Below are 23,865 nucleotides of genomic sequence, written 5' to 3'. Positions count from 1 at the left end.
GTTTGAGCAATACCACAAATGACTATGATAGATTGAATGAAAAATTATTGAAATTTTACCAGCACACATTTGGATTGAATAAATATCTGTGGATAGGTTGGCTGGTTTAATAAAGTGAACGATTAATATAATTTATTTTTTCGAGTATAGAAAAAATAATTTCAGTGGAATAATTTAAATGCCTAGTATGATTGATGAACTTCTTGAACGAGGGTTGGAAGCCGTTTCCAAAGCAACTAATTTGCAAGAACTTGAGCAAGTTAAAGTTGATTTTTTAGGAAAGAAAGGAGAACTTACTCAGCAACTAAAATCTTTGGGACAATTGCCTGCTGAGGAGAGGCCTCTTCGTGGAGCGGAAATTAATAAAGCTAAAAAAATGATTCAAACAAAAATAGATAATCATAAAGTGCTTTTTGAGCAGGCCGTAATTAACACTCAGCTTAAAGAAGAGTCACTTGATGTGACTTTAGCTGGAAGAAACGCTCAGATTGGAGGGATCCATCCAGTCAACAGAACTTTAGAGCGAATAGTTAATTATTTTGCACAAATTGGTTTTGGAGTTGAAGAAGGCCCAGAAGTAGAAGATGATTTTCATAACTTTGAAGCATTAAATATTCCTGGTCATCATCCAGCTAGAGCGATGCATGACACTTTTTATTTTGGAAATGGAAATTTATTGAGAACACATACTTCTCCTGTGCAAATAAGAACAATGGAAAAAACTCAGCCTCCAGTTAGAATTATTGCGCCTGGTCGGGTTTATCGATGTGATTCTGATTTGACTCACACACCGATGTTTCATCAAGTCGAAGGACTACTTGTTGATAAAACAACCTCTTTTGCTGACTTAAAAGGTGTGCTTGATGAATTTTTAAAACACTTTTTTGAAAATGAAAAATTAGCCGTTCGTTTTCGCCCTTCTTATTTTCCATTTACAGAGCCATCTGCGGAAGTCGATATAGAGTGCGTTATGTGTTCGGGCAAAGGTTGTCGAGTATGTAGTCAGACTGGCTGGTTAGAAATTTTAGGCTCAGGTATGGTGCATCCTAAAGTACTTGAGTCGGTTGGTATCGATGGAGAAGAGTATACAGGGTATGCGTTCGGTATGGGCGTTGAGCGTATGACTATGCTACGTTATGGCGTTAATGACTTACGCTTGTTTTTTGAAAATGATTTACGTTTTTTAAAACAGTTTAATTAATAATTTAACAACTTAAATTGTAAGTTGTTGTGGAAGTAAATAGCGAGTTTTATACGAAAATATCATTTCGTAATTAAAAGTATTGGATACCGGGTAATGAAAATTAGCGAAAATTGGTTAAGAACTTGGGTTAACCCTGACATATCAACAGATGAACTAGTCAGTGTTTTAACAATGGCTGGTCTTGAGGTCGATGCTGTTGAAGCAATGGGTGCTGAACTTGAAGGAATTGTGGTTGGTCTTATTGAAAAAGCTGAGCAACACCCTGAAGCAGATAAGCTTCAGGTATGCACTGTTAATATTGGACAGCAAGAAAATCTACAAATTATTTGTGGCGCTCCTAATGCTAGGGAAGGAATTAAAGTGGCTGTCGCTACGATTGGTTGTGTTTTACCGGGTGACTTTAAAATTAAAAAAGCTAAACTTCGCGGTGTTCATTCTTATGGAATGCTTTGCTCTGGCAAAGAACTTCAATTATCAGATGAGCATGATGGCATTATGGAATTGCCTGAGAATGCTAAAATTGGTAGCCAATTAGTTGATTGTTTAGGATTGAAAGATAATGCTATAGACATCGATTTAACACCTAACCGTGGTGATTGTTTAGGACTAAAAGGTATTGCTTTTGAGGTTGGTGTGTTAACCCAGACACCAGTGAAACCTATAGAGGTAGTTCCTGCTCCAGTTACAATAGAAGATAAAGTTGAAATTAAACTCAATGCCCCTGAAGCTAACCCGAGATTTGTTGCAAGAGTTATTAAAGGAGTCAATATCAATGCTGAAACACCAAAGTGGATGAAAGCGCGATTATTAGCCTCAGATATTAGAAGTATTGATCCTATCGTAGACGTTACTAATTATGTCATGCTTGAGTTAGGGCATCCAATGCATGCATTTGACTTAAATAACCTTGATGGTGCTATCACTGTTCGATATGCAAACAAAGATGAAAAGCTAACTTTACTTAATGAGCAAGAACTTAATTTAAAACCTGAAACTTTAGTGGTTGCAGATGATAGAAAGGCACTTTCAATTGCAGGAATAATGGGAGGGAAGTTTTCGGGAATTAATGAGGACACTAAAGATTTATTACTCGAAGCCGCCCATTGGGATCCGATACATATTGCTGGCAAGGCTCGAAATTATGGTTTACACACAGATGCATCACACCGCTTTGAAAGAGGTGTTGACTATAATTTATGTGCCGAAACTATTGAACGGGCGACTGAACTATTATTAGATATTGTTGGTGGCCAAGCAGGTCCATTAGTGGATCAAATTGAAGATTCCTATTTTCCTAAAGGTAAAACCGTTAAATTAAGGCGTGCTCGTATTGAGCGATTACTCGGCGTGGTTATTTCTGATAAGCAAGTTGAAGATATTTTAACCAGACTTGATATGAAGCTGAGCAGAGAACCTGATGGCTGGCTTATTGATGTCCCAAGTAGACGCTTTGATATCTCTATTGAAGCTGATTTAATAGAAGAGCTAGTAAGGATATATGGCTACAATAAAGTTCCGAGTAGAAAGCCGGTTAGTGAAATGTCTATGATTCGTCAACCTGAGAATCGACTGCAAAAACTTCAATTGGCAAAAGTATTGGCTAATAGAGGTTATCAAGAATGTATTACTTACTCATTTATTGATAAAGAATCACAACAGTTAATTGATTCCGAACTTGAACCTTTGCCTCTGGTTAATCCAATATCATCAGAGTTGGGTGTGATGAGAACTTCGATTTGGCCTGGCTTACTAAAAGCCGTTGAATATAACCAAAAACGTCAACATAACAGTATTCGCTTATTTGAGTCTGGTTTAAAGTTTGTTCCTGGTGAAAGTGGGCTACAGCAGATCCCTGTAATAGCAGGTGCCATTACAGGTAGGCGCTTTGTTGAAAACTGGGAGGCGGTAAATGAAAACGTCGACTTTTTTGATTTAAAAGGCGATGTTGAGTCATTATTAGAGCTTACTGCTGCCAAAGAGCAGTTTGAGTTTGTTGCTGCTCAGCGAGATGGCTTACATCCTGGACAGACTGCTGAAATATTAAGAAATGGCGTTGTCTGTGGTGTTATCGGTAAATTACACCCGCAAACTCAGCGTGAGTTTGATTTGGAAGAATCAACTTATGTTTTTGAGCTAAACTTAAAAAAGGTATTATCAAGAAAGTTGCCAACCTTTAACCCTTTATCAAAATTCCCGTCCATTCGTCGAGATATTGCGATTTTGGTTAAAGAAAACGTGACTTCTTCGCAAATTATTGATTTAATTGGACAAACAGCTAAAAATTGGCTAAATAATATAGTAATATTTGATATTTATCGGGGCAAGGGAATTGAGCCTGGTTACAAAAGTATAGGCATAGGCTTTACTTTACAGCGAACTGACCGAACTTTTAAAGAGGCAGAGATAGCAAAAACAATGGATAGAGTTATTTCAGTACTAACAGAAAAACTAGACGCAGTTTTGAGGGATTAGCAATGGCACTAACGAAAGCAGACATGGCGGAACGTTTATTTGAAGATTTGGGTCTTAATAAAAGGGAAGCTAAAGAGATGGTTGAAGGGTTTTATGAAGAAATTCGAGATTCTTTGGCTAGTAATCAACAAGTGAAATTGTCAGGCTTTGGCAATTTTGACTTAAGAGATAAAAAGCAGCGTCCAGGTCGAAATCCAAAAACTGGTGAAGAGATCCCTATTAGTGCAAGACGTGTAGTTACATTTCGGCCCGGTCAAAAATTAAAAGCCAGAGTAGAAGCCTATGCTGGAAGCAAGTAATAATAACGAACTTTTACCGATTCCTGACAAAAGGTATTTTACTATTGGTGAAGTAAGCGAGCTTTGCTTGGTAAAGCCTCATGTGTTGAGGTATTGGGAGCAAGAGTTTCCGCAGTTAAAGCCAGTTAAAAGGCGCGGTAATAGACGTTACTACCAACGTGAAGATGTATTGGTTATTCGTGAAATTCGTGAGCTTCTTTATGATCAAGGTTTTACTATTGGTGGGGCAAGACAACAGTTAGAAGCGGTTGAAACTGAAACGGATCCACAAATTATACAAGTCATTATTAATGAACTTGAAGATGTTTTAAAAATTTTAAAACATTAAGATAAATAATAATTCGAATAATAACTTTAAGTATCACTTGCAATGTCATTTAAATAAGGTAATATTCCGGCCACTAAAAGTTGGGTTTATCACTTTTTCGGAGCGTGGCGCAGCCTGGTAGCGCACTTGCATGGGGTGCAAGTGGTCGGAGGTTCAAATCCTCTCGCTCCGACCAATTTCATATTCAGCTATTCATTAAACCATAATGCCTTCAAGCTAGGTGATTTTAATTTTATAATGCGTTGCTGATCTTTCATTAAATAATATAAAATATTTTTAACCAAGTATTAATTTTCTTGACGCAATTTTCTTGAACCTGTATACCTAAATAATAGAATAAAAATGTATACTAAGAGTTTGCTAAACGAGGTAAATAACAGGAAGTTTATTTTTGCCAATTTTTCGAAAAATTATACTAATTTATTTATTCCTGAGTCTGGGAAATATCGCCTTTGCTAGTGCCTCTAGTAATATTGCTGTATTTTTTCCTGATGCCAAAGAACCTTATCGCTCAATTTATCAAGAAATTATTTCTGGAATTAAAAGTGACGTTCCAGAAAACCGTATAAAACAATATGTATTAACTAAAGAGTTTGATACTAATTTAATTATTGATCGTTTAAAAAAAAATAATATTAATAAAGTAATTGTATTAGGTCGATTAGGTTTAAAATTAGCCAAACAACTCCCAGATGATATTCACGTCATATCGGGGGCTCTTCCTATTTCACCTAATGGTCTGTCTGGAATTAGTTTAATTTCGGATCCTGCTTATCTGTTTGGTTATTTAGTGGATGTTGCTCCTACTATTAAAACTATCCACGTTGCTTATAGCCATAAAAGTCAATGGATGATTGAACTTGCTATGACAGCAGCCAAAAAACAAGGTTTAAAGCTAAATGCTAGACAGGTAGCTAATACCGCAGAGGCAATTGAGTTTTATAATTACTTATTTAGTTCATCAATTAACAAAACCGATGCCATTTGGTTACCTCTGGACAGAGTTTCATCACACGATAAAGTGATCTTACCCATTATATTAGAAAAAGCTTGGTCTAAAGAAATCGTTGTCTTTTCTAGCAAGCCCTCACACGCTAAGCGAGGCGCCTTATTTTCTACTTACCCAGATAATTACAAGTTAGGCAACCAGCTTTATAAAATGATTATGGATATAGCTGAAGCGCCTGATAAAACAAAATTTGCAGTGTTGAAGTCTCTTCAACTAGCCGTTAATTTGAGAACTGCTGCGCACTTAGGCTTGAAATACAGCTCTGAGCAAAAAAAGCAGTTTAAATTAACTTTTCCCGAGTAGAGGTTTAAATAATGGCGACTAATTTATTTGGAACTCAATCAACACTTAAACGTCAACTACTGGGATTTTTATTAGTAAGTGTTATTTTTGTTGCCCTAACAACTTCTATAATAACTGCTTGGCAAACGAGTGAAAAGGTTAAAAATTCTACAATTGAAACAGGTTTACAAGTTACACGTAACTTTTCAGATCAAACAGTTTTAGCCTTATTAACAGGTAGTGAAGAAAATGCACAAGAAGCGGTTAATCGTGCTATAGGTTTTGAATCTGTCAATGGCGTCGCTATTTTTGATTCTAAAGGGGTTGTATTAGTAACCTCAGCCAAAAGTATGGTTGATCAATTTTTCTTCGATATGACTAAACTTTCTGAGTCTCCGATATTAATTGAAGAATCAGAAAGCTCGTGGACTTTTGGGGCGCCTGTCTACTTTGAAGATGATGATTTTGATTCAGATACAGTTGAACCTGATGAAGAAGCGATTAATCGACAAATTATTGGTCATGTTTTAGTCAAATATAATAAGCGTGAATTACGTGAAATACAGCATTCTATTTTTATCAGTAACATTATAACTAGCATAATTATTACTGTTATTTTAGCTGTTTTTATAAGCATAGGACTTAATCGTTTAATCAGACCATTGACCGGTTTATCTCGCACGATGGAAACTGCAGGAAAGTATGGAGAATATTTAAGAGCTGAAGTCGATGGTGCAACAGAAATTCGTCAAATGGCTAGCACTTATAATCAAATGATGCATCGATTAGAACAAGCTAATACAGAGTTGGAAAAACATCGTGATACTCTGGAGTCTGAAGTGGAAATTCGTACTCAGGAATTAAAAGTTGCTAGAGATACTGCATTAACTGCTAACCGTCATAAATCTGAATTTTTAGCTAATATTAGTCATGAATTGAGAACGCCATTGCAGGCTATTATTGGCTATACTGATTTAGTTAAGGAAGAGCTTGAATTTGAATGTATGGACTCACAAGCAAGTGATTTAAATAAAGCGATACGTAGCGCGCATCACTTATTAGGTTTGATTAATAATATTCTCGATTTAGCAAAAATTGAAGCTGGTCGAATGGATTTATATTTACAATCTGTTGATATGGAATATTTGATCAATGATACATTAGAAACGATTCAACCTATGGCTGAAGCTAATGGTAATGAACTGCAATTAATTCGAGGTGAGTTATCAAAAAGTTTATTGCTTGATAGACAAAAAATGTTGCAAGTTTTTCTCAATTTATTGAGCAATGCTTGTAAGTTTACTAAACAAGGCAAAGTGATTTTTGAAATTTATAATGATCCTTATAATTTATATTTTTCAGTTAAAGACACTGGTATTGGAATTGCGCAAGAGCAATTAGAATATATTTTTGAAGAGTTCACTCAAGTTGATGGTGCACAAACGAGAAAATTTGAGGGTACTGGTCTTGGAATGGCAATAACAAAAAGCTTTTGCGATTTAATGAATGGACAAATAACGGTTAACAGTGAACTGTCTGTTGGTACAACATTTAGTGTGAAAATGCCGATAGTTAAAAAGCTGTAATTGAGAGTTCAGTAATACATTTCTTGTGAAAATATAATATTAAGCTAGAATTATATACTTGAGGTTGTTGTAGCAAAATATATTAAAAATAACAGGCGCTTTATATGACGTTCAAACTCCGGCTAATCGTTTTAATTCTAATTATCCATCCCTTATTTTTTGCTGGTTATCTTTTTTCTGAAGATTTTACTGAAAGTGAATATGATTTAGCTGATTTTTATGGTGACGAAGATTTTGTTAGTATTGCTACTGGGACCAAAAAAGCGATTACTAAAGCACCAGCTGTCGCTTCCGTTATTACCGCTGCTGATATTAAAAATATTGGGGCTAGGAATCTAGCTGAAGTTTTAGAAATAGTGCCTGGTTTGCATGTATCAAAAAGCGGACAAAACTTTACTCCAGAGTTTTGGTTTCGTGGTATTACATCTACATTTAACCCTCAAACTCTGATTATGATTAACGGAGTATCTACTAAAAGTGTTGTTAGAGGAGACAATCATACCGTATGGGGAGAGTTTCCTGTTCATGGTATTGAAAGAATTGAAATAATACGTGGGCCTGGCTCTGCTCTTTATGGTGCTGATGCTTTTTCCGGTGTTATTAATATTATTACTAAACAAGGAGGGGACAACTTTGAAAATGAAGTTGGAGGAATGCTTGGAAGCTTTAATACAACAAATTTTTGGGTTAACAATCAAGTTGAAATTGCAGATTGGAAAATCGCTGTAAATGTTGAATTTTTAAAAAGTGATGGTCAAAAAGAAATTGTTCAAGCCGATACACAAACGATTATTGATGCTGCGGCATCTGGTTTAGGTGTACCGGCTGCTTCTTTGGCCCCAGGCCATTTGTCAACTGGTTTTGAGTCGATTGATTTGTGGATGTCAGCTGAAAATACGCTCCTTGGTTTACAAATAGGAACACAACGACGAAGCAATGTTGGCACTGGTCAAGGTGGGACTGAAGCTTTGGATAACTTTGGCCGTTTGGGAAATTATAAAAATATCATAAAAGCTTTTATTAAAAATAGAGAGATCTTATCTAACTTGTTTGTTGAGGGGAGCTTAACTTATTATGGTTCTAGTCAAGAAATAGAAAAAAATATGGTTTTATTTCCTCCAGGTTCCTTTTTTGGCACTTTTCCCGAAGGTTTTATTGGTAACCCTGGTTGGGAAGAAGAGAAAACGAACTTTCAATTATCTGCTAGGTATAAAAAGTTTCAGAATACCGATTTTTCATTTGGCGTAGGGTATGATAGACAAAATTTGTATAAAGTCGTTGAAACAAAAAACTTTTATGCTGATTTTTCCCCGCGGTTGACTGGAATTGAGGATGTATCGGATACATCAGAAGTTTATATGCCCGAAGCTGATCGAGAAAGTAGCTATGCGTATATTCAAGTAATAAGGCAATTAGCACCTGATTGGGAGTTAACTGCTGGTGCTCGCTATGATAACTATACTGACTTTGGAGCTACATTAAACCCTCGTATAGCTTTGGTTTGGTCATCTAGTCTTAATTTAACAACCAAGTTATTATATGGTAAGGCGTTTCGTGCTCCTGCTTTTGCAGAGTCATTAGTTGTTAACAACCCTATAGCGCTCGGTAACTCTGATTTAGATCCTGAAACTATAGATACTTTTGAGCTGGCCTTTAATTATAATTATTCTGAAGATACATCAATAGATTTTAATGTTTTTAATTATGAAATTGATGATTTTATCACATTTGTACCTGACCAAGATGGGGTAACTGCAAAAGCACAAAATGTTGGTAAACGTTCTGGTCGAGGCTTGGAAACAAGTATTGAGTATAAAGCAATTAAAGATTTTAAGTTGGTTGCTAATGCTGCTTATGTAAAAGCAGAAGATAAGCTTGTCAATGAAAATGTTGGCGAGTATCCAAACTTACAGTTTTATGTGAGAGGGGAGTGGTCAATTAACTCTGACTGGCAATTAAATAGCCAATTAATTCATATTGGTAAGCGTGATCGTGTGCCAGGTGATCAGCGAGAAAAGTTAGATGGTTACACTCAACTAAATATATCAACAGCTTACTCAATTCCAAAGAAAAATATTCGTATTGAGTTACTTGCTTCTAATTTATTGGATGAAGATATTCGAGAGCCTAGTTCTGCTGGAATGACTATGGGAGTTGTTAACATTCCTGACGATTTGCCTCAAGCTGGAAGGGCTGTTTATTTGCGTATTAGTACGACTTACTAATAGATATAAAGCTTAGTTTGACCACTTTTTTGATGGTTTTCCTGTATATTTCACATCATCACACTTTATCGGTAATATAGAGCCTGGAGGCTTTTCTAATGTGTCTAAGTAACATGGGGGCATTCCTGCAACGACAAGTAGGGATACAAATAAATTCATTTCCACTTCATTGAAACCTAAGTCTGCGCAAACTGCTGCATAAAGTGCAGCAATATTCATTTGAATATTTTTTTTTCGTTTTAAAAAATCTTCTATTTTAAAAGCTAATTTAAAGAAATACCCTGTATCTTTTTTCATAGAGTTCAGAAATAAAACTAGATGTGGGACTCGTTCATCAATAGAAGATATAGGTCTACCAAAACCATAAATGGTTTCATTATTATCAAGCCTTTTTTGTAGTTCTGCATCTAGTTCTTCGTTGTCGTCTAGCCTTTTTTTCAGTTGTAGATACATAGATAGGCAACTGACTAATGGTTTAGCCACAAAAAGTTCGGCATCACATGATGATATTCCACCAACAAGGGACATGATAGGCGTACTTCTAGCACTACTAGCTAAAGCCGCAATTCTATTTGGCCAAATTCGAATATCTGAGTAACTGGTGCTTAACCAAATATAATTTAATATTTTTAGCTCTATGGCTGAATATCTTCTTCCAGTAATACCAAACAGATTAAGTTCAAACCAAGATAAGTGATTAAGATCATCATGTAAATTTTTCCCTCTAAAAATAGAACGTTCACTTAGATAAGCTAAACCAGAATTAGTAGGGTAACACTGATGTAAGGTTTGTAAATCGTTAATGCTCATTTTATATATTGCTGAACTAGGTGTTGTATATCAGGAAGCTTTTTAGGCTCTGGTTCTGATTCTAGCTGAACAGACTCTGAAAAAAAAGGGAAGTTTCGCCAGCCAAGTTGCCTTTGCTCCATAGCATGAGCCGCGGCTCCTGGTAATCTTAGAATTAAATATAAATACTCGCTTTGTTCTTCTGTGATTTTTAAATCACAAAATGCTGCTGCAACTACAGAGCTTAGAGAGATGGGACTACTAGCTAGCTTTTCTAGTTGACTTTTATTAGTATAAAGCCAATTAAGATATCCATCAGTTATAGTTTCTTTAAATTGGTCTAAGCTAGTGATAACAACAGCTGATGTTACTGTCCCATGAGGATCAAAACCAGGAATATGATCAAGTTCTGGCCAAATATCTTTTTCAGCTTTTTCTTGAGTTAACAAAACAAATTTTTCCTGATTAAAGTTTTTTTTCCATAGCTTCATTGTTAATGCTATTTCTCTTGAGCCCATATATTGCCCAGCTCCAACATTTAGAGCTGAAGTTAATACTGAGGCTGGTGGTGCTTTACCAACACCTGAATTCATTGCTGCGCGAACACTTAAATCTCTGATGCCTGGATTGGCAATAATAATTGAAATTTTTTCCAAAAGTATTTTTTCTATTTGGTTAGCTCTTCGTCCAGAAATTAGTAGGAATAAATAATCAATCCAAGAAGAATTTTTAACTAAGTCATTAACTAAATCATAGCCGTGGCAAAAAACTTGCTCGGCTTGGAATGGGTTATCAGGGTGAGCAACTTCTTGCCATATAGCAGTTTGAATTTTATGTGAACTCACTTTACCCCCCCGGCGTAGCCGAACTGTCACCAAGCCCCTTCACCCTTTGCCCCATTGGCGGGACTTCATTGGGATCAATAATTAGATTTATAAGTGTTGGAGCATTACGTTTTCCGAGTTCTCTCCAATCTATATTATTTAACTCGGCTGGTGTTGCGACTGTAATTCCCATAATGCCCATTGCTTCTGCCATTTTTGCATAATTAATTTCCGGGAGTTCAAAACCAACTTCTTCAGCATTACCAAGTTTTTGCCCATGCTTAACCATGCCAAGTGCTCCATCATTGAGTACCACAAAAATGACTGGTAACTGATGTTGTAATGCAACGGTGATTTCTTGGCCCGCCATTAAATAGCTACCATCACCCGTAATGCATACCGCTGGTTGTTTGCTGCCAAAGCTGTTGCCTATAGATGCCCCAATGGCCCAGCCCATAGAGCCAAATCCCATAGCTATATGATAATGACCTTTTGCGCTAGAGCGGTGAAAGTAATGGGTAAACCAGGCCCAGGCATTACCGGCATCTATGTGGACACGAAACTCAGAAGGAATTTTTTTGGCAAACTTAGTCACTACTTTTTGCGGTTTCAATGGTACTTGATTGGAATAGCAAGAAGCTGGATCATTCAGTCTTATTTGGTAGCCATGATCATTACTTGGAATATGATGAGCAAGGTAGTTTTGTTTTACTGGATCTGGGGCATTCCACTTTCGACCCCATTTTAATCCTAATATAATATCTGCATTGAGCTGCTCAAAAACTGATTTGATATCACCACAAACATGTAAACGAGCCATTGGTGAACGTGAAAAATGTTCAATGGCAGAATCGATATGGACTAACTTTTCGTTGAGCAAGTGAGATTGCCAACCACCTGTGCCTAGCTCAGTAATGGGAGTTCCAATGGCTAACAGAAGGTCAATGGTTTTATCTTTGATCGTTTCCTCGGCACTTTTGTGCCCTGCAAAACCGAATACCCCACGGTATAAAGGATGAAATCCGTTTATCCATCTTTTTCCTGCTGGCCCCGTAATAATTGGTGAGCGTGTTAATTCTGCAAATTCCATAATTGGCTCAATGGCTGAGCCACAGCCTTTGCCAAGAAATAGGGCTACACGTTTTGTTTTTTTTAGTATATCCATAAGTTTATGGACAGCGGCATTATCTGTTAATGCAAAATCGTGTACTAACTTGTCGGCCTGTGTTAATTCGCTAGTACTTGATGAAGCGCGTAAAATATCAGAAGGTATGCTTATATGGCTAGGGCCTGCGGGTACTCTAAATGCGGCCATTATGGCTGAAATTAATTTAGCATTTAATTGCTCTGTATGTGATACAAGCGTGTTATATCTTGTACAATGCCTGAATATACCAACAGTATCGATGGCTGTGCACGATGACTCTTGAAGGGCATTGCGGCCAAATTTAGGCAGTGGTGTTTGTGCTGTTATTACAAGCATTGGAATATTGTCGACATAAGCTGATGCAACACCTGTTAATAAGTTGGTTGCTCCAGGGCCTGTTGTTGCGCAGCACACTCCGAGCTTGCCTGTTTCTCGTGCGTAACCCTCAGCCATAAAAGCTGCGCCAGCTTCATGCCTTGCGACAATAATTTTAGGACCTTTACCTTGATAACGAGAGAGTGCATTATACATTGGCTCTATTGCACCTCCGGGAACGCCAAAAACATATTCAACCTCTAGAAGATTGAGGTACTCAATGATTAGATCGGCGTTGTCCCATGAATTTTTTATTAGCTGTTTATTTGGATTGTTCTTTTTGGAGACTAGAGATAACTTCATACTTCTACCCTGTCAAATTGTTAGCTACCAGATATAGATGGTAGGTACGAAGTACAAGTGTAGGATATTATTTAAACAGCTGTAATTAATTTTTTAATTTATTCTGGTATATATATAATTTTATGCGATATATATCTCTGTGGTGTATATATTAAAGTGTTTTTTATTTAAACAAATGTTCTATGGGTTTGGGTTTGCCCAAATGGTAACCCTGTGCATAAGTAACACCTATTTCTTTTAGTAATAAAAATGTTTCTTCTGTTTCTACAAATTCGGCAACTGTTTTTTTATCTAATGCAGTGGCGACTTCATAGATTGCTTTAACCAATGCAAGATCGACATGATTAGTAGTTAAATCGACAATAAAGGAGCCATCTATTTTGACTGATTGTGCAGGAAGCTGTTTGATGTAATTAAATGTACTAAAGCCTGTTCCAAAGTCATCAATAGAAAACTCGCAACCTAGTTCACCAATGGCAGAAACAATTTTTCTAGTGGCGGTAATGTTACTTAAACTAGCACTTTCTGTGAGCTCAAAAATAATACGGTTAGCATCAACCTGATGTTGTTCAATGGTATTTTTTATTAATGGCACTAAGCGTTCATCACTAAAGCCTTGAGCTGACAAGTTGATCGATATTTTCTTTAATTGAGGGTATAAGTTAAGGTATTTGATTGCTTTATTAATTACTTGATGATCGAGTAAACTCATGTCACCTTCGCGTTCTAAAGCAGGTATGAACTCGCCAGGAGATACTATACGTCCTTCAATATCAAGTCTGACTAGTGCCTCATAATAGACGACTTGACGAGTTTTAATGTTGATAATAGGTTGAAAGTAGATGAGAAAGCTATCTTGTGCAACTGCTTGATGGAGTTTTCTAGCCCAGTCTAAACTGGCTTGTAAATCATTGCTGTGAGCATCGTTTTTATCATATATATGAGCAAGGTTTCTACCTTGCTTTTTGGCTGCGTACAATGCAATATCCGCTTGTTTCATATATTCATTAGCACTAGGTTCTCTACCATTGATCTCTGATATTCCAATTGAGCAATTTACTTTAAATGTCTGTTCTTCCAAATTACAAGGGTATTCACTTAACAGTTTACAGATGTCATCGGCGATCATTAAAGCTGTCTGTTGGTTGGTGTTAGGTAGTAGCAACGCAAACTCATCGCCACCAATTCTAGCTAGAGTATCTGATTCACGTAAACGGGTTGATATGAGCGAAGAAATATTTTTAAGGACAATATCACCTTGATGGTGGCCAAGAGTATCATTAATGACTTTAAAGTGATCGAGATCTAAGTAGAGTAGGGCATGAGGGCCATTGCCTCTGCATGCTGTCGCAGCAAATTGTCTGAGCTCTGTTTCAAAAAAGTGACGATTAAATAACCCTGTTAAGCCATCGTGCATTGCCATATATTCAAGATCTCGTTGGGCTTTTTTACGAGCTGTGACATTATCAATGGTTCCTGATATTGTTCTGTTTTTATGTTCTTGATTGATGGATATTTCAAACCTCGCTTCTACCCATAACTCTTCACTTCGTTTATTCTTTAATTGAAATTCAAAACGGTGAGAACTGACTTTTCCAGATAAAACAGTGAATAACTCATTTGAAATGTAGTTGCTTGATATTTCAGATTTTTCCATAAATTCAAGTAATGGACGTTGTTGACTTTCACTAACAGAATATCCGGTTAATTTCTCCCATGCTTGATTAAGAAAACAAATATCGCCTTCACTATTCAGTTCAATTACAACGCTACCTAACTGGTCAAGTAAGTGTTGGTGTGCCTCTGATAAGCGTTTATATTCGGCACGACTTTGGTTAAGAGATTTTACTTTAGAAGCAAATTGAAGGTTGCTTACCATAAAGTCTTCGCGTCTTGCTGCACTTTCGCAAGCTCTTCTAAGTTCTTCTGCTCTAAATGGTTTGGTAATGAAGTCAGCAGCACCTGCCAACATCAATTCTTCAGCAAGCTCTATTGTATGATTGGCTGTCATTATGACAACAGACTGGGTTGGTGTTTCGCTTAAAATTTCTTTTAGTACTTGATTGCCTGACATACCGGGCAGCATGACGTCTAATAAGACTAATGAGTATGATTTTTGACGCCATAAGTTAAGTCCTGCTTCACCATTTTCAGCTGTGTCTACAATAAACCGATGACTGAGTATTCTACTGACAAGATGTCTTGTGTCAGGGTTGTCTTCAATCACTAAAAGCGGTGCTTTAGCAACTTGTTCGAGTTTAGTCATTTGCTGCTGATTAATAATATCGAGTAGCTCATGACGCTGCTCAAATGCTATTAATTGGTTGATGCCAAATTCTCGGGCTGTTGTATTGGCAATGTGTTCACACCAAGTGTTAGCAACAATAATAAATGGAGTGTCTTTGGCACATCTCAGTATGCCAGAGCGAACTAAGCGGGCTAACCGCCAACCGTCCAAATCACCTAATTGAATATTACTAATAATTAACTGAATATCTTTTGTACGTAAAATTTCAATCGCACTCGTAGCATCTCTAGCTGAAACAATCTGAAAACTGGTTTTCCCAGATAATAGCAACTCTAACGCCTTGAGACGTTCGCTATTAGAGTTGACTAGCAAAAGTTGTTTAGTCGAAACTTGATCGGACATGCTACCTCTTTTTACTATATTCCCTAAATTGGGCTGGGCGATTATTATTAGTTTTATCTAGAGTATAACTCATAATCGAATCAAATCGCGGAGTTTTAGTCCAATATGGAATTATGTAAAATTATCACATTATTTCTGTTATATGAAATTTAATAGTTATTGTCATATAAGAAAAAAATTGAATTCTTTTATGAAAAATAGGCGATTTATTGGTAGAATCTTGCTTAACTTGAAATAAATGAACCTCTGGAGTAAGAGATGCGGGAATTGTTGGTTATTGCTGATAGAAAAGGTGGGAATGAGTCGGCTTTTCATCATGCGCTAGAAATAGCTAGGAATACAGGTGCAGTAATAGAATATGTTGGCTTTGTGCATGCACCAGGCGTTGATAGTTCAGAAATACTGTCTCATGAGGATAAGAGAAAAGTACATCGTAAATATACCGATGAAAAACAGGCACAAATGGATGCTTTTTTAGAAACTGTTGATGTCACTGATATAAAAATTAAAACCGATGTAGTTTGGGAGCGCTCATTTGAACGTTGGGTTATAGCACGCTGTAAGCAAAAGTCATTTGATATGGTTTTTAAATCGGGCCATCGTTCAGAAACCTTTTTATACACACCATCTGATTGGCAGCTAATGAGACATTGTCCAGAAGCGGTTATGATTGTTGGTAAAAAAGAATGGAAAGAGGGTGGTGTATTATTAGCTGCGCTTGATTTAGGTTCAAACAATAAAAGAACTTTACAGCTGAATGAAGATATTTTAAACCAAACAATTAAATTGGCTGAAGCCACAAAAAGTGAAGTTCATGCATGTTACTCAATTGCTGTACCTAAGGCATTAGCGGACTTGGATTTGATTGATCCTAAAGAATATGAAAGCAAAATGAAAGCTTCGTTAGATCCTGTGATACGAAAGTTAGTTGATGATGCAGGCTTAAACCGTAAGCGTTTGCATTTAGTTTCAGGTAAACCTGCTAAAGAAATCTGTCGTATTTCACAAAAAATTGATGCAGATGTTGTGATCATTGGTAATAAAACCCGTACAAGTTTAAGAGGGCGTATGATGGGTAATACTGCAGAAAGTGTATTGCATAAGGTTTCTGCTGATGTGGTTGTTATTAAGTAAAGCTAGATTACTTTAAAGATAAAGCGGGAGTTTTTACTCCCGTTTTTTGTTTTTGGAAAGAGGTTGCAATGAATAAAAAAGAGTCAACAAATAAAAATGCAGCACAACACTCTTCTTCTGAAGATATAATTGGTTTGACTGTTCATGCATATAACAATTTTTTATCTGGTATCATGGGGTTTACTGAGCTAGCTTTGCTAGACTGTCAACAGGAAACAGTTAAATCGCAATTAGATGCATCATTAGAGTCTAGTAATCAGGCTGTTCATTTTGGTAAGCAGTTATTATCTTCAGTTGCTCGTTTGCAGGTAGGTCTGAAACTTTATGATTTAGATACTCTATTAACAAAGATAAACAAGCCAAACCGTGATTTAGTGTTAATGGATAAAGAGTGCGGATCCTTGTTAATAAAAACTAACGAAGAGTGGTTTTTATATTGTATTAATTTATTAATCCAATTTTGTGACGATTTTAGTGGAAATATAGAATCTCAAGTCGAAGTTAGCACTCAAGCTAATAATATTAAAATTATAGTATTCAATAAAGGTTTGGTTTTAAATAACGAGCAACAAAAAAAATTGTTTAATCCATTTTTTTCTAGTCGAGAGTTATTAGGAAGTAAAGATGTTGGCTTGGCTGTTGTTAAAGGCTTTTTAACACAAATGAGTGGTTCTATTCACTTCCAAAATGATCAAAAATTTGTTTTAAAAATTCCTTATGCCAAAGAGGCTTAAAGTTAATTAAGAAAAGTATTGCTAACTATAGGCGTAGCTAACAAGCAATCTAATGAGCTGCTTTGCCCAGTTCATTCAACCGGGCGTTGCATATTAAGTTGTATACCAATGGTTATCTATATTTTATTAACATTCAATAATGTTAACGGCTAAACCGCCACGTGCAGTTTCCTTATACTTAGTTTTCATGTCTGCTCCGGTTTCACGCATAGTTTTTATTACTTTATCGAGCGAAACCTTTTGCTCACCGTCTCCTTGTAAAGCCAGGCGAGAAGCGTTGATCGCTTTAATTGAACCCATTGCATTACGTTCAATACAAGGGACTTGAACTAACCCTCCAACAGGGTCACAAGTTAAGCCTAAATTGTGTTCCATTCCTATTTCGGCTGCACATTCTACTTGCTTAGCGGTTCCACCTAAAGCTTCAGTCAGGCCTGCGGCGGCCATTGAGCAAGCGACTCCCACTTCACCTTGGCAGCCGACTTCTGCACCAGAAATTGAAGCATTTAGTTTATATAAAATTCCAATTGCAGCGGAGGCAAGTAGAAATCGCCTAATATTATCCCTGCCTTCTGGTTTATAAAAATGGACATAATATTTGATTACTGCGGGTATAATTCCTGCTGCGCCATTGGTTGGAGCTGTTACCACTCGACCACCAGCTGCATTTTCTTCATTAACCGATAATGCAAATAAGTTGACCCAGTCCATCGCCGATAAAGGATCAATATTTCCGCTATTGCTTGCTGATAGCTTACGATGTAAAGATACCGCACGTCGTTTCACTTTATAGCCGCCCGGTAATACGCCTTCAGTTTTCATTCCTTTTTCAATACAAGCATTCATTGTGTCCCAAATAGTATCAAGGCCAGCGTAAATTTCTTCTTCAGTGCGCCATTGCTTTTCATTTGCTAGCATTATGCTACTAATACTCATCCCCGTTTCTTTGGCGATTTTGAGCATTTCATCACCCGACTGAAAATCATAAGGAAGTTTTAGATGGGCATCTTTGATTGGTTGGGGATCGGCATCATCGCTGATCACAAAACCTCCACCGACAGAGTAGTATTTTTTTTCTAATAAAATATTGCCACTTTCATCAAAAGCGGTGAATTTCATTCCATTTGCATGACCGGGAAGTGTTTTTTTGCGATGAAAAATAAGATCTTCTTTGTCATTATAATCAATGACAGTCTGTTGATTTAAATTGAGCTTACCATCTCTACGAATTGCTTCTAATCGTGAGGGAACAGAGTCTGTGTCTACTAAATTAGGTTTTTCGCCTTCTAAGCCCAGTAAAACAGCCACATCACTACCATGTCCTTTTCCTGTATGACCAAGTGAGCCATAAAGTTCAGATAATACACGATAAACAGGGGTGTCTAATTCAAGAACTTGCATAATAAACTTGCGTGCAGCACGCATTGGACCAACGGTATGTGAGCTTGAAGGGCCTATGCCTACAGTAAAAAGATCAAAAACTGAAACTGCCAATGTCCACCTCTGAAAAATAAATGTTAAGAATTCGATTTAAGTGACGTCAATGATTTGGTACGACGTGCAAAATTGACCAGAATTTTAGCAGTTGCGCCCCAAATATTATAATGCTTATATCGTATAACGTAGTAGTTATATTGTTTATCATTTGCATTCTTTTTAACTAATTGTTGATTCGACTCGTTAGTTAAAAAGCTGAGAGGGACGGTAAAAATTTCTTCAACTTCGTTAGGATCTGCAATAGCACGATAATCAGCGTCAATAACACCAACATAAGGAGTGATTTCATATTGAGATACCGTGTGTTGTTGTGGAAGACGGCCAATTAGTTTAACTTTATCAGGATGAATACCAATTTCTTCATGTGTTTCTCTCAATGCTGTATAACTTAGGTTCGGATCACTATTTTCATATCTGCCGCCAGGAAAACTGATTTGTCCTGGATGGTGTTTTAAGTGTTCTGCGCGCCGTGTCAATATTACCTGCCATTCATTATTGGGCTGTTTAACTAGAGGCATTAACACAGCTGCAGACTTTAAAGCCACTTGCAATTTAGCGGGTTCAGTTAATGGTAGCAGCTGGTTTTGCAGTTCAGTTAGGTACATTTTGTTGTGAATACTCATTTAAAACAGGTAGTATTTTAGCTAATTTATCAAAAGTTTCCTGGTATTCGATATCAACTTTTGAATCTGAGACCAATCCACCGCCTGCCCAGCAATAAATATGATCATTTTTAGCAATGAGTGTTCTAATGCAAATATTAGTATCCATATTACCTTGAAAGTCGATATAACCTATCACTCCGCAATATAAGTTGCGTTTTATTGGTTCTAATTCTTCAATAATTTCCATTGCTCTAATTTTGGGGGCTCCGGTGATGGAGCCACCTGGCAATGTGGTTTTTAGTAAGTCAAAATTATCATATTGTGGAGCTAATCGAGATTCGATGGTAGAAATTAAGTGATGTACTGATTCAAATTGATAATGTTGGTAGAGCTCACTAACTATTACACTGGCTTTATCGGCAGTTCGACTGAGATCATTTCTGAGTAGGTCAACAATCATTAAATTTTCAGTTTTATCTTTTTCACTATGCTTAAGTTCATTGGCTAGAGCTTGATCGGTCACTAAGTCAGGATGTCTTGGTCTTGTCCCTTTGATGGGTTGTGTGATGATCTTGCCTTGCTCACTTTTTATAAATCGTTCAGGGGACAGACTTAGTATTTGATGGTCTTCAAAATTTAAATAAGCAGAAAAAGGTGCCTGGTTGGCTTTAGAGAGAACTTGATAGGCAGAATAGATTGAACCAGTATATTGAGCTGAAAAGCGTTGTGCATAGTTAACTTGATAGCAGTCTCCAGCAAGTATATAAGCTTGAATTGTATTAAAAGCGTTTTCGTAATCTTGTCTATTTGTATTGTTTTTCCATTGACTGAGTAATTGGAAAGGTTGTTTGGAGGATGATTTTTTATCTGTTTTAAGCGTATCTGCTTGAGTTAATTGTTTGAAATATTGGCAAAGTTTGTTCCATTGCTGTGCATCCACCCCAAAGTTGAATAATCGAGTCCATTGTTCTTGGTGGTTGGTGATTAGGGCCCAGCGGTATAAACCCATTTGGATACGGGGTAATTGTATATCATCAACTGTATCTTCTGGGAGTATTTCTAAGTTTCGTGCAAAATCATAGCTGATATAACCCATCCACCCACCCATAAAGGGTTGTATTTCTTTCGGTTTATTGGAAGGTTTAAAATGATTAAGCAGTTGACGCAAGCAGTCAATAGGATCAGAAAGCACCAGTTCTGGCAGTTGGTGTGGTGAGTCAATTTGTGAGTGATGCCCATCGAAGCTTAAAGTAACATCTGGTTGGTAGGTAAAAATATCATACTGGCTGAATTGTATATTATTTTCTCCTGCACTATCGAGTAATATTGCCCAGGGATTTTTTATCAGATCGGATAAAACCGTTAGTTTTCTTTGTTTGTCTAGATAGGGGAGTCGGATCGAGTTCATTCGGTACAGCTTTGGTTTTTTATTAACGGTGAAGTTGATTGATATATCTATTCTACTTGAAGATGCATTTTTCAGCTATTCAATCAATATAGCATTTGAGTTAAGTCTCCTAAAGTACTATTTATTAACCAGTATTTTTAGATAGAATAAATACATTACAGTTCAATTAGCGATATTATTCAAGTGAATTGACTGATACTTGGAAAGACCTTATAACTTTATTTATCTTTAATACCAAATCCAGTAGCATTGCGCACCATGTTGCATGTACTTCTACATTTTCTTATTCCGCTGCTGATCGCGAAAAGTTTTTATCCTACAGCTTGGCAAAAAGCATGGTTTTTGATGAGTTTAACCATGTTGGTTGATGTCGATCATTTACTGGCAACGCCTATCTATGTGGCTGAGCGATGTAGTATCAATTTTCATCCGTTACATACTAGTTGGGCTATTGGTATTTATGTGCTTTTACTCATTCCCAATAAAACTCGACTAATCGGCATAGGACTGTTGACGCATATGTTATTAGATTGGCAAGAGTGTTGGGTCAATTTGAAGTTTTGGTTTGAAGGCTGATATCGTTGAATATTCAATCAGTTAATTGAATTAACTTAATAAAAAATAATTATATACTCAAAAGTCAATTTACTTTGTTCATGTAAGCAGTTAAATTTGAACTACAAAAAATTTATCCTCTCAAAGTCCTCGTGAATATACAAATTATCTCTACTGGTAAAATTGATGCCAGTGTTACCTTACCGGGTAGTAAATATATTGCTAATCGGCTATTACCTATGTGCGCATTAGCTCGGTCAGAATCTAAACTGACTAATGTGGTAGAAAACCATGATATTGTGACTTCTACTAATGGTTTACGACAACTTGGTTATTTATTTAGCCGTGAAAGTAACTGTTTAATAGTCAAGCCGCGGGTGAGGTTACCTGAAAATGCGGTTGAAATTTTTACTGCACACAGTGGCACTTTTTCTCGTTTTATTACAGCCGTTGCGGCGCTTGAAAGTGTTCCTGTGGCAATTACTTGCTCAGATAAAATGGCGACTAGACCAATGCTTGAATTATTTGATGCTTTAAAAAGCTTATCCGTCAAAATAGATAGCCCAAATGATTGTTTGCCTGCAATCATTCATGGACCGATAAAGCAAAATCACTGTGCCCTCGATTCAAGTCGGAGTAGTCAGTACCTTAGTGCATTGCTGATCATAGCCCCTCTACTTGAAGCGGGCTTGGAAGTTCAACTGATTGGAGAACAAGTTTCTAGAGCCTATGTAGATATGACAATAAGACTTATGGCTAAAATGGGCGTTAAAGTTGAAGAATTAGAGAATGGCTTTCGGGTTAAGTCAGGGCAGGTTTATCATGGCATTGAATATGCGATACCTGGAGATACTGTTTCGGCGACCTATTTTATGGGAGCCGCTGCTATTAGTGGAGGAAGGGTTACAATTACGAGTTTTGACTTTGATTCTGTTCAAGGTGAAGCAAAATTTTATCAGGTACTTGAAAAAATGGGCGTTAATGTTACTCGTTCAGGTGATGATCTTGTGATTCAAGGAAGTCGAGAACTTAATGCTATAGAAGTTGATATGGGAGAAATGCCCGATGCTGTGCAAACTTTAGCTGCAGTCGCTTGTTTTGCTAATGGAGCGACTAAAATTACTAATATTGCGCACCTTGCCTATAAAGAATCTAATCGAATTGAAGATACCGCGAATGAAATTCGTAAAACAGGAATTCAAGTCGAATCAGGAGAAGACTATTTAGTAATACATGGAGGACATCCAAAAGCAGCTGAATTTTCTACTCATGAAGATCATCGCATGGCTATGAGTTTGGCACTGATAGGAATTAAAACCGAAGGAATAAAGATAAAAGACGCGAATGTCGTTGAAAAATCTTTTCCCACATATTGGGATTTTCTTGAGGCAATAGGTATTAAGTGTGAGCAATATTAGGAACAGCCAGCCATTGAATAAAAAGTTGGATATTGAAGAGCTTTCTCTTGAAGAGATAGAACAATATATTGCGAGATTATCAAAGCGTCGAGATGAACTAGTGAGCGAACCGCTTACTGACGATAATACGACTGCGTTATATCAGTGTACTAAGCAAGGTAATCGAAAAGTTGTTATTGTGGGGGGGAATGGGCAACTGGGGCGAATATTTGTACGCTTGTTTTCTTTGTCAAAATATTCGGTACAAATTTTAGAAGCAACCGAGTGGCATCAAGCAGATAAGATATTACAAAATGCAGCACTAGTTGTTGTGGCTGTTCCCATTGATGTTACCGAACAAGTGATTCAACAATTACCACCATTACCTCCAGATTGTGTGTTAACCGATTTAACTAGTATTAAAGCCAAGCCAATCGACAATATGTTAAATGTCCATTCTGGAAGTGTTGTTGGTTTGCATCCTATGTTCGGGCCAGATGTTAAAGATATTCAAGGCCAAACGGTTGTGATCTGTCATGGCAGAGGTAAATCAAACTATCAATGGTTAGAACAGCAAATACAAGTTTGGCAAGCTAAAACTTATTCGGTGACCGCCGAAAAACATGATCAGACAATGGCTTTTGTACAGGTATTACGCCACTTTTCAACTGCTGTCTATGGGGTACATTTGGCTAAAGAAGATGTGTGTTTAGATGATATATTGGCAATGAGTTCGCCTATTTATCGTTTAGAGTTAGCAATGGTTGGGCGTTTATTTGCTCAAGAACCAGATTTATATACCGAGATTATTTTTGCTAATCAGGATAATATAGAGATGATGGAGCGCTATATAAAAAGGTTTGAGCAATTATTGATGACTTTAAAGCAAAATGACAAAAGTTCGTTTAAGGCTGCATTTTTACAAACCCGAGATTGGTTTGGTTGTTTTGCTCAAGAATGTTTAATTGAAAGTGGCTTAATGCTGAGTGCGGCGAATAAAGTAAAAAGTGAACAGAGTAAATAACCCTATTGATAAAACACT

At 36.8% G+C, this 23,865-nt stretch carries 19 protein-coding genes and 1 tRNA gene; 13 read left to right on the top strand and 7 right to left on the bottom strand.

Translation table 11 applies throughout. From position 1 onward, the window contains the following. Nucleotides 1-178 precede the first annotated feature (178 nt). The 8 genes from pheS to ACT5E3_RS14650 all read left to right on the top strand — a co-directional run bounded on the left by pheS (nucleotide 179) and on the right by ACT5E3_RS14650 (nucleotide 9,405). Nucleotides 179-1,201 carry a phenylalanine--tRNA ligase subunit alpha gene (gene pheS / locus ACT5E3_RS14685; protein WP_444994293.1) on the top strand — a complete coding sequence of 341 codons (1,023 nt, stop codon included), beginning with the start codon at nucleotides 179-181 and terminating at the stop codon, nucleotides 1,199-1,201. 96 nt (nucleotides 1,202-1,297) lie between these two features. After that, nucleotides 1,298-3,676 (top strand): phenylalanine--tRNA ligase subunit beta, encoded by a 2,379-nt coding sequence (pheT, locus tag ACT5E3_RS14680; protein WP_444994292.1) that lies wholly within the window; start codon nucleotides 1,298-1,300, stop codon nucleotides 3,674-3,676. A 2-nt stretch (nucleotides 3,677-3,678) separates the two neighbouring features. After that, nucleotides 3,679-3,975: an integration host factor subunit alpha gene (gene ihfA, locus ACT5E3_RS14675; protein ID WP_444994291.1), complete on the top strand. Its 297-nt coding sequence runs from the start codon at nucleotides 3,679-3,681 to the stop codon at nucleotides 3,973-3,975. Further along, entirely contained in the window at nucleotides 3,959-4,303 is a 345-nt protein-coding gene (locus tag ACT5E3_RS14670; protein ID WP_444994290.1) for a MerR family transcriptional regulator, read from the top strand. The genes ihfA and ACT5E3_RS14670 overlap by 17 nt, the downstream gene beginning before the upstream one ends. Nucleotides 4,304-4,401: 98 nt before the next feature. Continuing rightward, nucleotides 4,402-4,478 (top strand) — tRNA-Pro (locus ACT5E3_RS14665). Between the two features lie 216 nt (nucleotides 4,479-4,694). Next, a complete protein-coding gene (locus tag ACT5E3_RS14660; protein WP_444994289.1) occupies nucleotides 4,695-5,615 on the top strand; it encodes an ABC transporter substrate binding protein in 921 nt (306 codons plus the stop codon). 11 nt (nucleotides 5,616-5,626) lie between these two features. Further along, nucleotides 5,627-7,180, top strand: a complete 1,554-nt coding sequence (locus tag ACT5E3_RS14655; protein WP_444994288.1) for an ATP-binding protein — start codon at nucleotides 5,627-5,629, stop codon at nucleotides 7,178-7,180. Between the two features lie 104 nt (nucleotides 7,181-7,284). Beyond that, nucleotides 7,285-9,405 carry a TonB-dependent receptor plug domain-containing protein gene (locus ACT5E3_RS14650; protein ID WP_444994287.1) on the top strand — a complete coding sequence of 707 codons (2,121 nt, stop codon included), beginning with the start codon at nucleotides 7,285-7,287 and terminating at the stop codon, nucleotides 9,403-9,405. A gap of 12 nt (nucleotides 9,406-9,417) precedes the next feature. On the opposite strand, the gene ACT5E3_RS14645 is transcribed toward ACT5E3_RS14650, so the two are convergent. From ACT5E3_RS14645 to ACT5E3_RS14630, 4 genes are all read right to left on the bottom strand, one after another. Continuing rightward, the gene (locus tag ACT5E3_RS14645; RefSeq protein ID WP_444994286.1) at nucleotides 9,418-10,215 is read right to left on the bottom strand and encodes a citrate/2-methylcitrate synthase; all 798 of its coding nucleotides are present in this window, start codon (nucleotides 10,213-10,215) and stop codon (nucleotides 9,418-9,420) included. Then, nucleotides 10,212-11,039: a citryl-CoA lyase gene (locus ACT5E3_RS14640; protein WP_444994285.1), complete on the bottom strand. Its 828-nt coding sequence runs from the start codon at nucleotides 11,037-11,039 to the stop codon at nucleotides 10,212-10,214. The genes ACT5E3_RS14645 and ACT5E3_RS14640 overlap by 4 nt, the downstream gene beginning before the upstream one ends. Before the next feature lies 1 nt (nucleotide 11,040). Then, nucleotides 11,041-12,843: a thiamine pyrophosphate-binding protein gene (locus ACT5E3_RS14635; protein ID WP_444994284.1), complete on the bottom strand. Its 1,803-nt coding sequence runs from the start codon at nucleotides 12,841-12,843 to the stop codon at nucleotides 11,041-11,043. 163 nt (nucleotides 12,844-13,006) lie between these two features. Further along, nucleotides 13,007-15,493 carry an EAL domain-containing protein gene (locus ACT5E3_RS14630; protein ID WP_444994283.1) on the bottom strand — a complete coding sequence of 829 codons (2,487 nt, stop codon included), beginning with the start codon at nucleotides 15,491-15,493 and terminating at the stop codon, nucleotides 13,007-13,009. 258 nt (nucleotides 15,494-15,751) lie between these two features. Between ACT5E3_RS14630 and ACT5E3_RS14625 the strand changes: the two genes are divergently transcribed. Next, nucleotides 15,752-16,627 carry a universal stress protein gene (locus ACT5E3_RS14625; protein WP_444994282.1) on the top strand — a complete coding sequence of 292 codons (876 nt, stop codon included), beginning with the start codon at nucleotides 15,752-15,754 and terminating at the stop codon, nucleotides 16,625-16,627. Nucleotides 16,628-16,695: 68 nt separating this feature from the next. Then, nucleotides 16,696-17,361 carry an ATP-binding protein gene (locus tag ACT5E3_RS14620; RefSeq protein WP_444994281.1) on the top strand — a complete coding sequence of 222 codons (666 nt, stop codon included), beginning with the start codon at nucleotides 16,696-16,698 and terminating at the stop codon, nucleotides 17,359-17,361. A gap of 126 nt (nucleotides 17,362-17,487) precedes the next feature. Here ACT5E3_RS14620 and ACT5E3_RS14615 read toward each other — a convergent pair whose 3' ends face one another. Genes ACT5E3_RS14615 through pabB form a run of 3 tightly spaced genes read right to left on the bottom strand, consistent with a single transcriptional unit; the run spans nucleotide 17,488 to nucleotide 20,871 of the window. Further along, entirely contained in the window at nucleotides 17,488-18,855 is a 1,368-nt protein-coding gene (locus ACT5E3_RS14615) for an L-serine ammonia-lyase (protein WP_444994280.1), read from the bottom strand. Nucleotides 18,856-18,878: 23 nt separating this feature from the next. Continuing rightward, entirely contained in the window at nucleotides 18,879-19,463 is a 585-nt protein-coding gene (locus tag ACT5E3_RS14610; RefSeq protein ID WP_444994279.1) for a CoA pyrophosphatase, read from the bottom strand. Further along, nucleotides 19,450-20,871, bottom strand: a complete 1,422-nt coding sequence (pabB, locus tag ACT5E3_RS14605) for an aminodeoxychorismate synthase component I (RefSeq protein WP_444994278.1) — start codon at nucleotides 20,869-20,871, stop codon at nucleotides 19,450-19,452. The genes ACT5E3_RS14610 and pabB overlap by 14 nt, the downstream gene beginning before the upstream one ends. A gap of 258 nt (nucleotides 20,872-21,129) precedes the next feature. On the opposite strand from pabB, the gene ACT5E3_RS14600 reads away from it, so the two are divergent. The 3 genes from ACT5E3_RS14600 (at nucleotide 21,130) to tyrA (ending at nucleotide 23,847) form a co-directional block, all read left to right on the top strand. Next, on the top strand, nucleotides 21,130-21,447 hold the full coding sequence (locus ACT5E3_RS14600) for a DUF6122 family protein (RefSeq protein WP_444994277.1): 318 nt from the start codon (nucleotides 21,130-21,132) through the stop codon (nucleotides 21,445-21,447). Between the two features lie 131 nt (nucleotides 21,448-21,578). After that, nucleotides 21,579-22,844 carry a 3-phosphoshikimate 1-carboxyvinyltransferase gene (aroA, locus tag ACT5E3_RS14595; protein ID WP_444994276.1) on the top strand — a complete coding sequence of 422 codons (1,266 nt, stop codon included), beginning with the start codon at nucleotides 21,579-21,581 and terminating at the stop codon, nucleotides 22,842-22,844. Continuing rightward, nucleotides 22,831-23,847, top strand: a complete 1,017-nt coding sequence (tyrA, locus tag ACT5E3_RS14590) for a bifunctional chorismate mutase/prephenate dehydrogenase (RefSeq protein ID WP_444994275.1) — start codon at nucleotides 22,831-22,833, stop codon at nucleotides 23,845-23,847. Before aroA ends, tyrA begins: the two co-directional genes overlap by 14 nt. Nucleotides 23,848-23,865: the final 18 nt, after the last annotated feature.

The organism is Aliikangiella litoralis, from assembly GCF_052495765.1.
The sequence above is the reverse complement of the archived record's forward strand: the minus strand, read 5'-3'. Positions and strand labels throughout refer to the sequence as shown.

Excerpts from the sequence above, each read along its gene's own strand:
- pheS (WP_444994293.1), top strand. The coding sequence starts at position 179 with ATGCCTAGTATGATTGATGAACTTCTTGAACGAGGGTTGGAAGCCGTT.
- pheT (WP_444994292.1), top strand. The coding sequence starts at position 1,298 with ATGAAAATTAGCGAAAATTGGTTAAGAACTTGGGTTAACCCTGACATA.
- ihfA (WP_444994291.1), top strand. The coding sequence starts at position 3,679 with ATGGCACTAACGAAAGCAGACATGGCGGAACGTTTATTTGAAGATTTG.
- ACT5E3_RS14670 (WP_444994290.1), top strand. The coding sequence starts at position 3,959 with ATGCTGGAAGCAAGTAATAATAACGAACTTTTACCGATTCCTGACAAA.
- ACT5E3_RS14655 (WP_444994288.1), top strand. The coding sequence starts at position 5,627 with ATGGCGACTAATTTATTTGGAACTCAATCAACACTTAAACGTCAACTA.
- ACT5E3_RS14650 (WP_444994287.1), top strand. The coding sequence starts at position 7,285 with ATGACGTTCAAACTCCGGCTAATCGTTTTAATTCTAATTATCCATCCC.
- ACT5E3_RS14645 (WP_444994286.1), bottom strand. The coding sequence starts at position 10,215 with ATGAGCATTAACGATTTACAAACCTTACATCAGTGTTACCCTACTAAT.
- ACT5E3_RS14635 (WP_444994284.1), bottom strand. The coding sequence starts at position 12,843 with ATGAAGTTATCTCTAGTCTCCAAAAAGAACAATCCAAATAAACAGCTA.
- ACT5E3_RS14630 (WP_444994283.1), bottom strand. The coding sequence starts at position 15,493 with ATGTCCGATCAAGTTTCGACTAAACAACTTTTGCTAGTCAACTCTAAT.
- ACT5E3_RS14625 (WP_444994282.1), top strand. The coding sequence starts at position 15,752 with ATGCGGGAATTGTTGGTTATTGCTGATAGAAAAGGTGGGAATGAGTCG.
- ACT5E3_RS14620 (WP_444994281.1), top strand. The coding sequence starts at position 16,696 with ATGAATAAAAAAGAGTCAACAAATAAAAATGCAGCACAACACTCTTCT.
- ACT5E3_RS14610 (WP_444994279.1), bottom strand. The coding sequence starts at position 19,463 with ATGTACCTAACTGAACTGCAAAACCAGCTGCTACCATTAACTGAACCC.
- pabB (WP_444994278.1), bottom strand. The coding sequence starts at position 20,871 with ATGAACTCGATCCGACTCCCCTATCTAGACAAACAAAGAAAACTAACG.
- ACT5E3_RS14600 (WP_444994277.1), top strand. The coding sequence starts at position 21,130 with ATGTTGCATGTACTTCTACATTTTCTTATTCCGCTGCTGATCGCGAAA.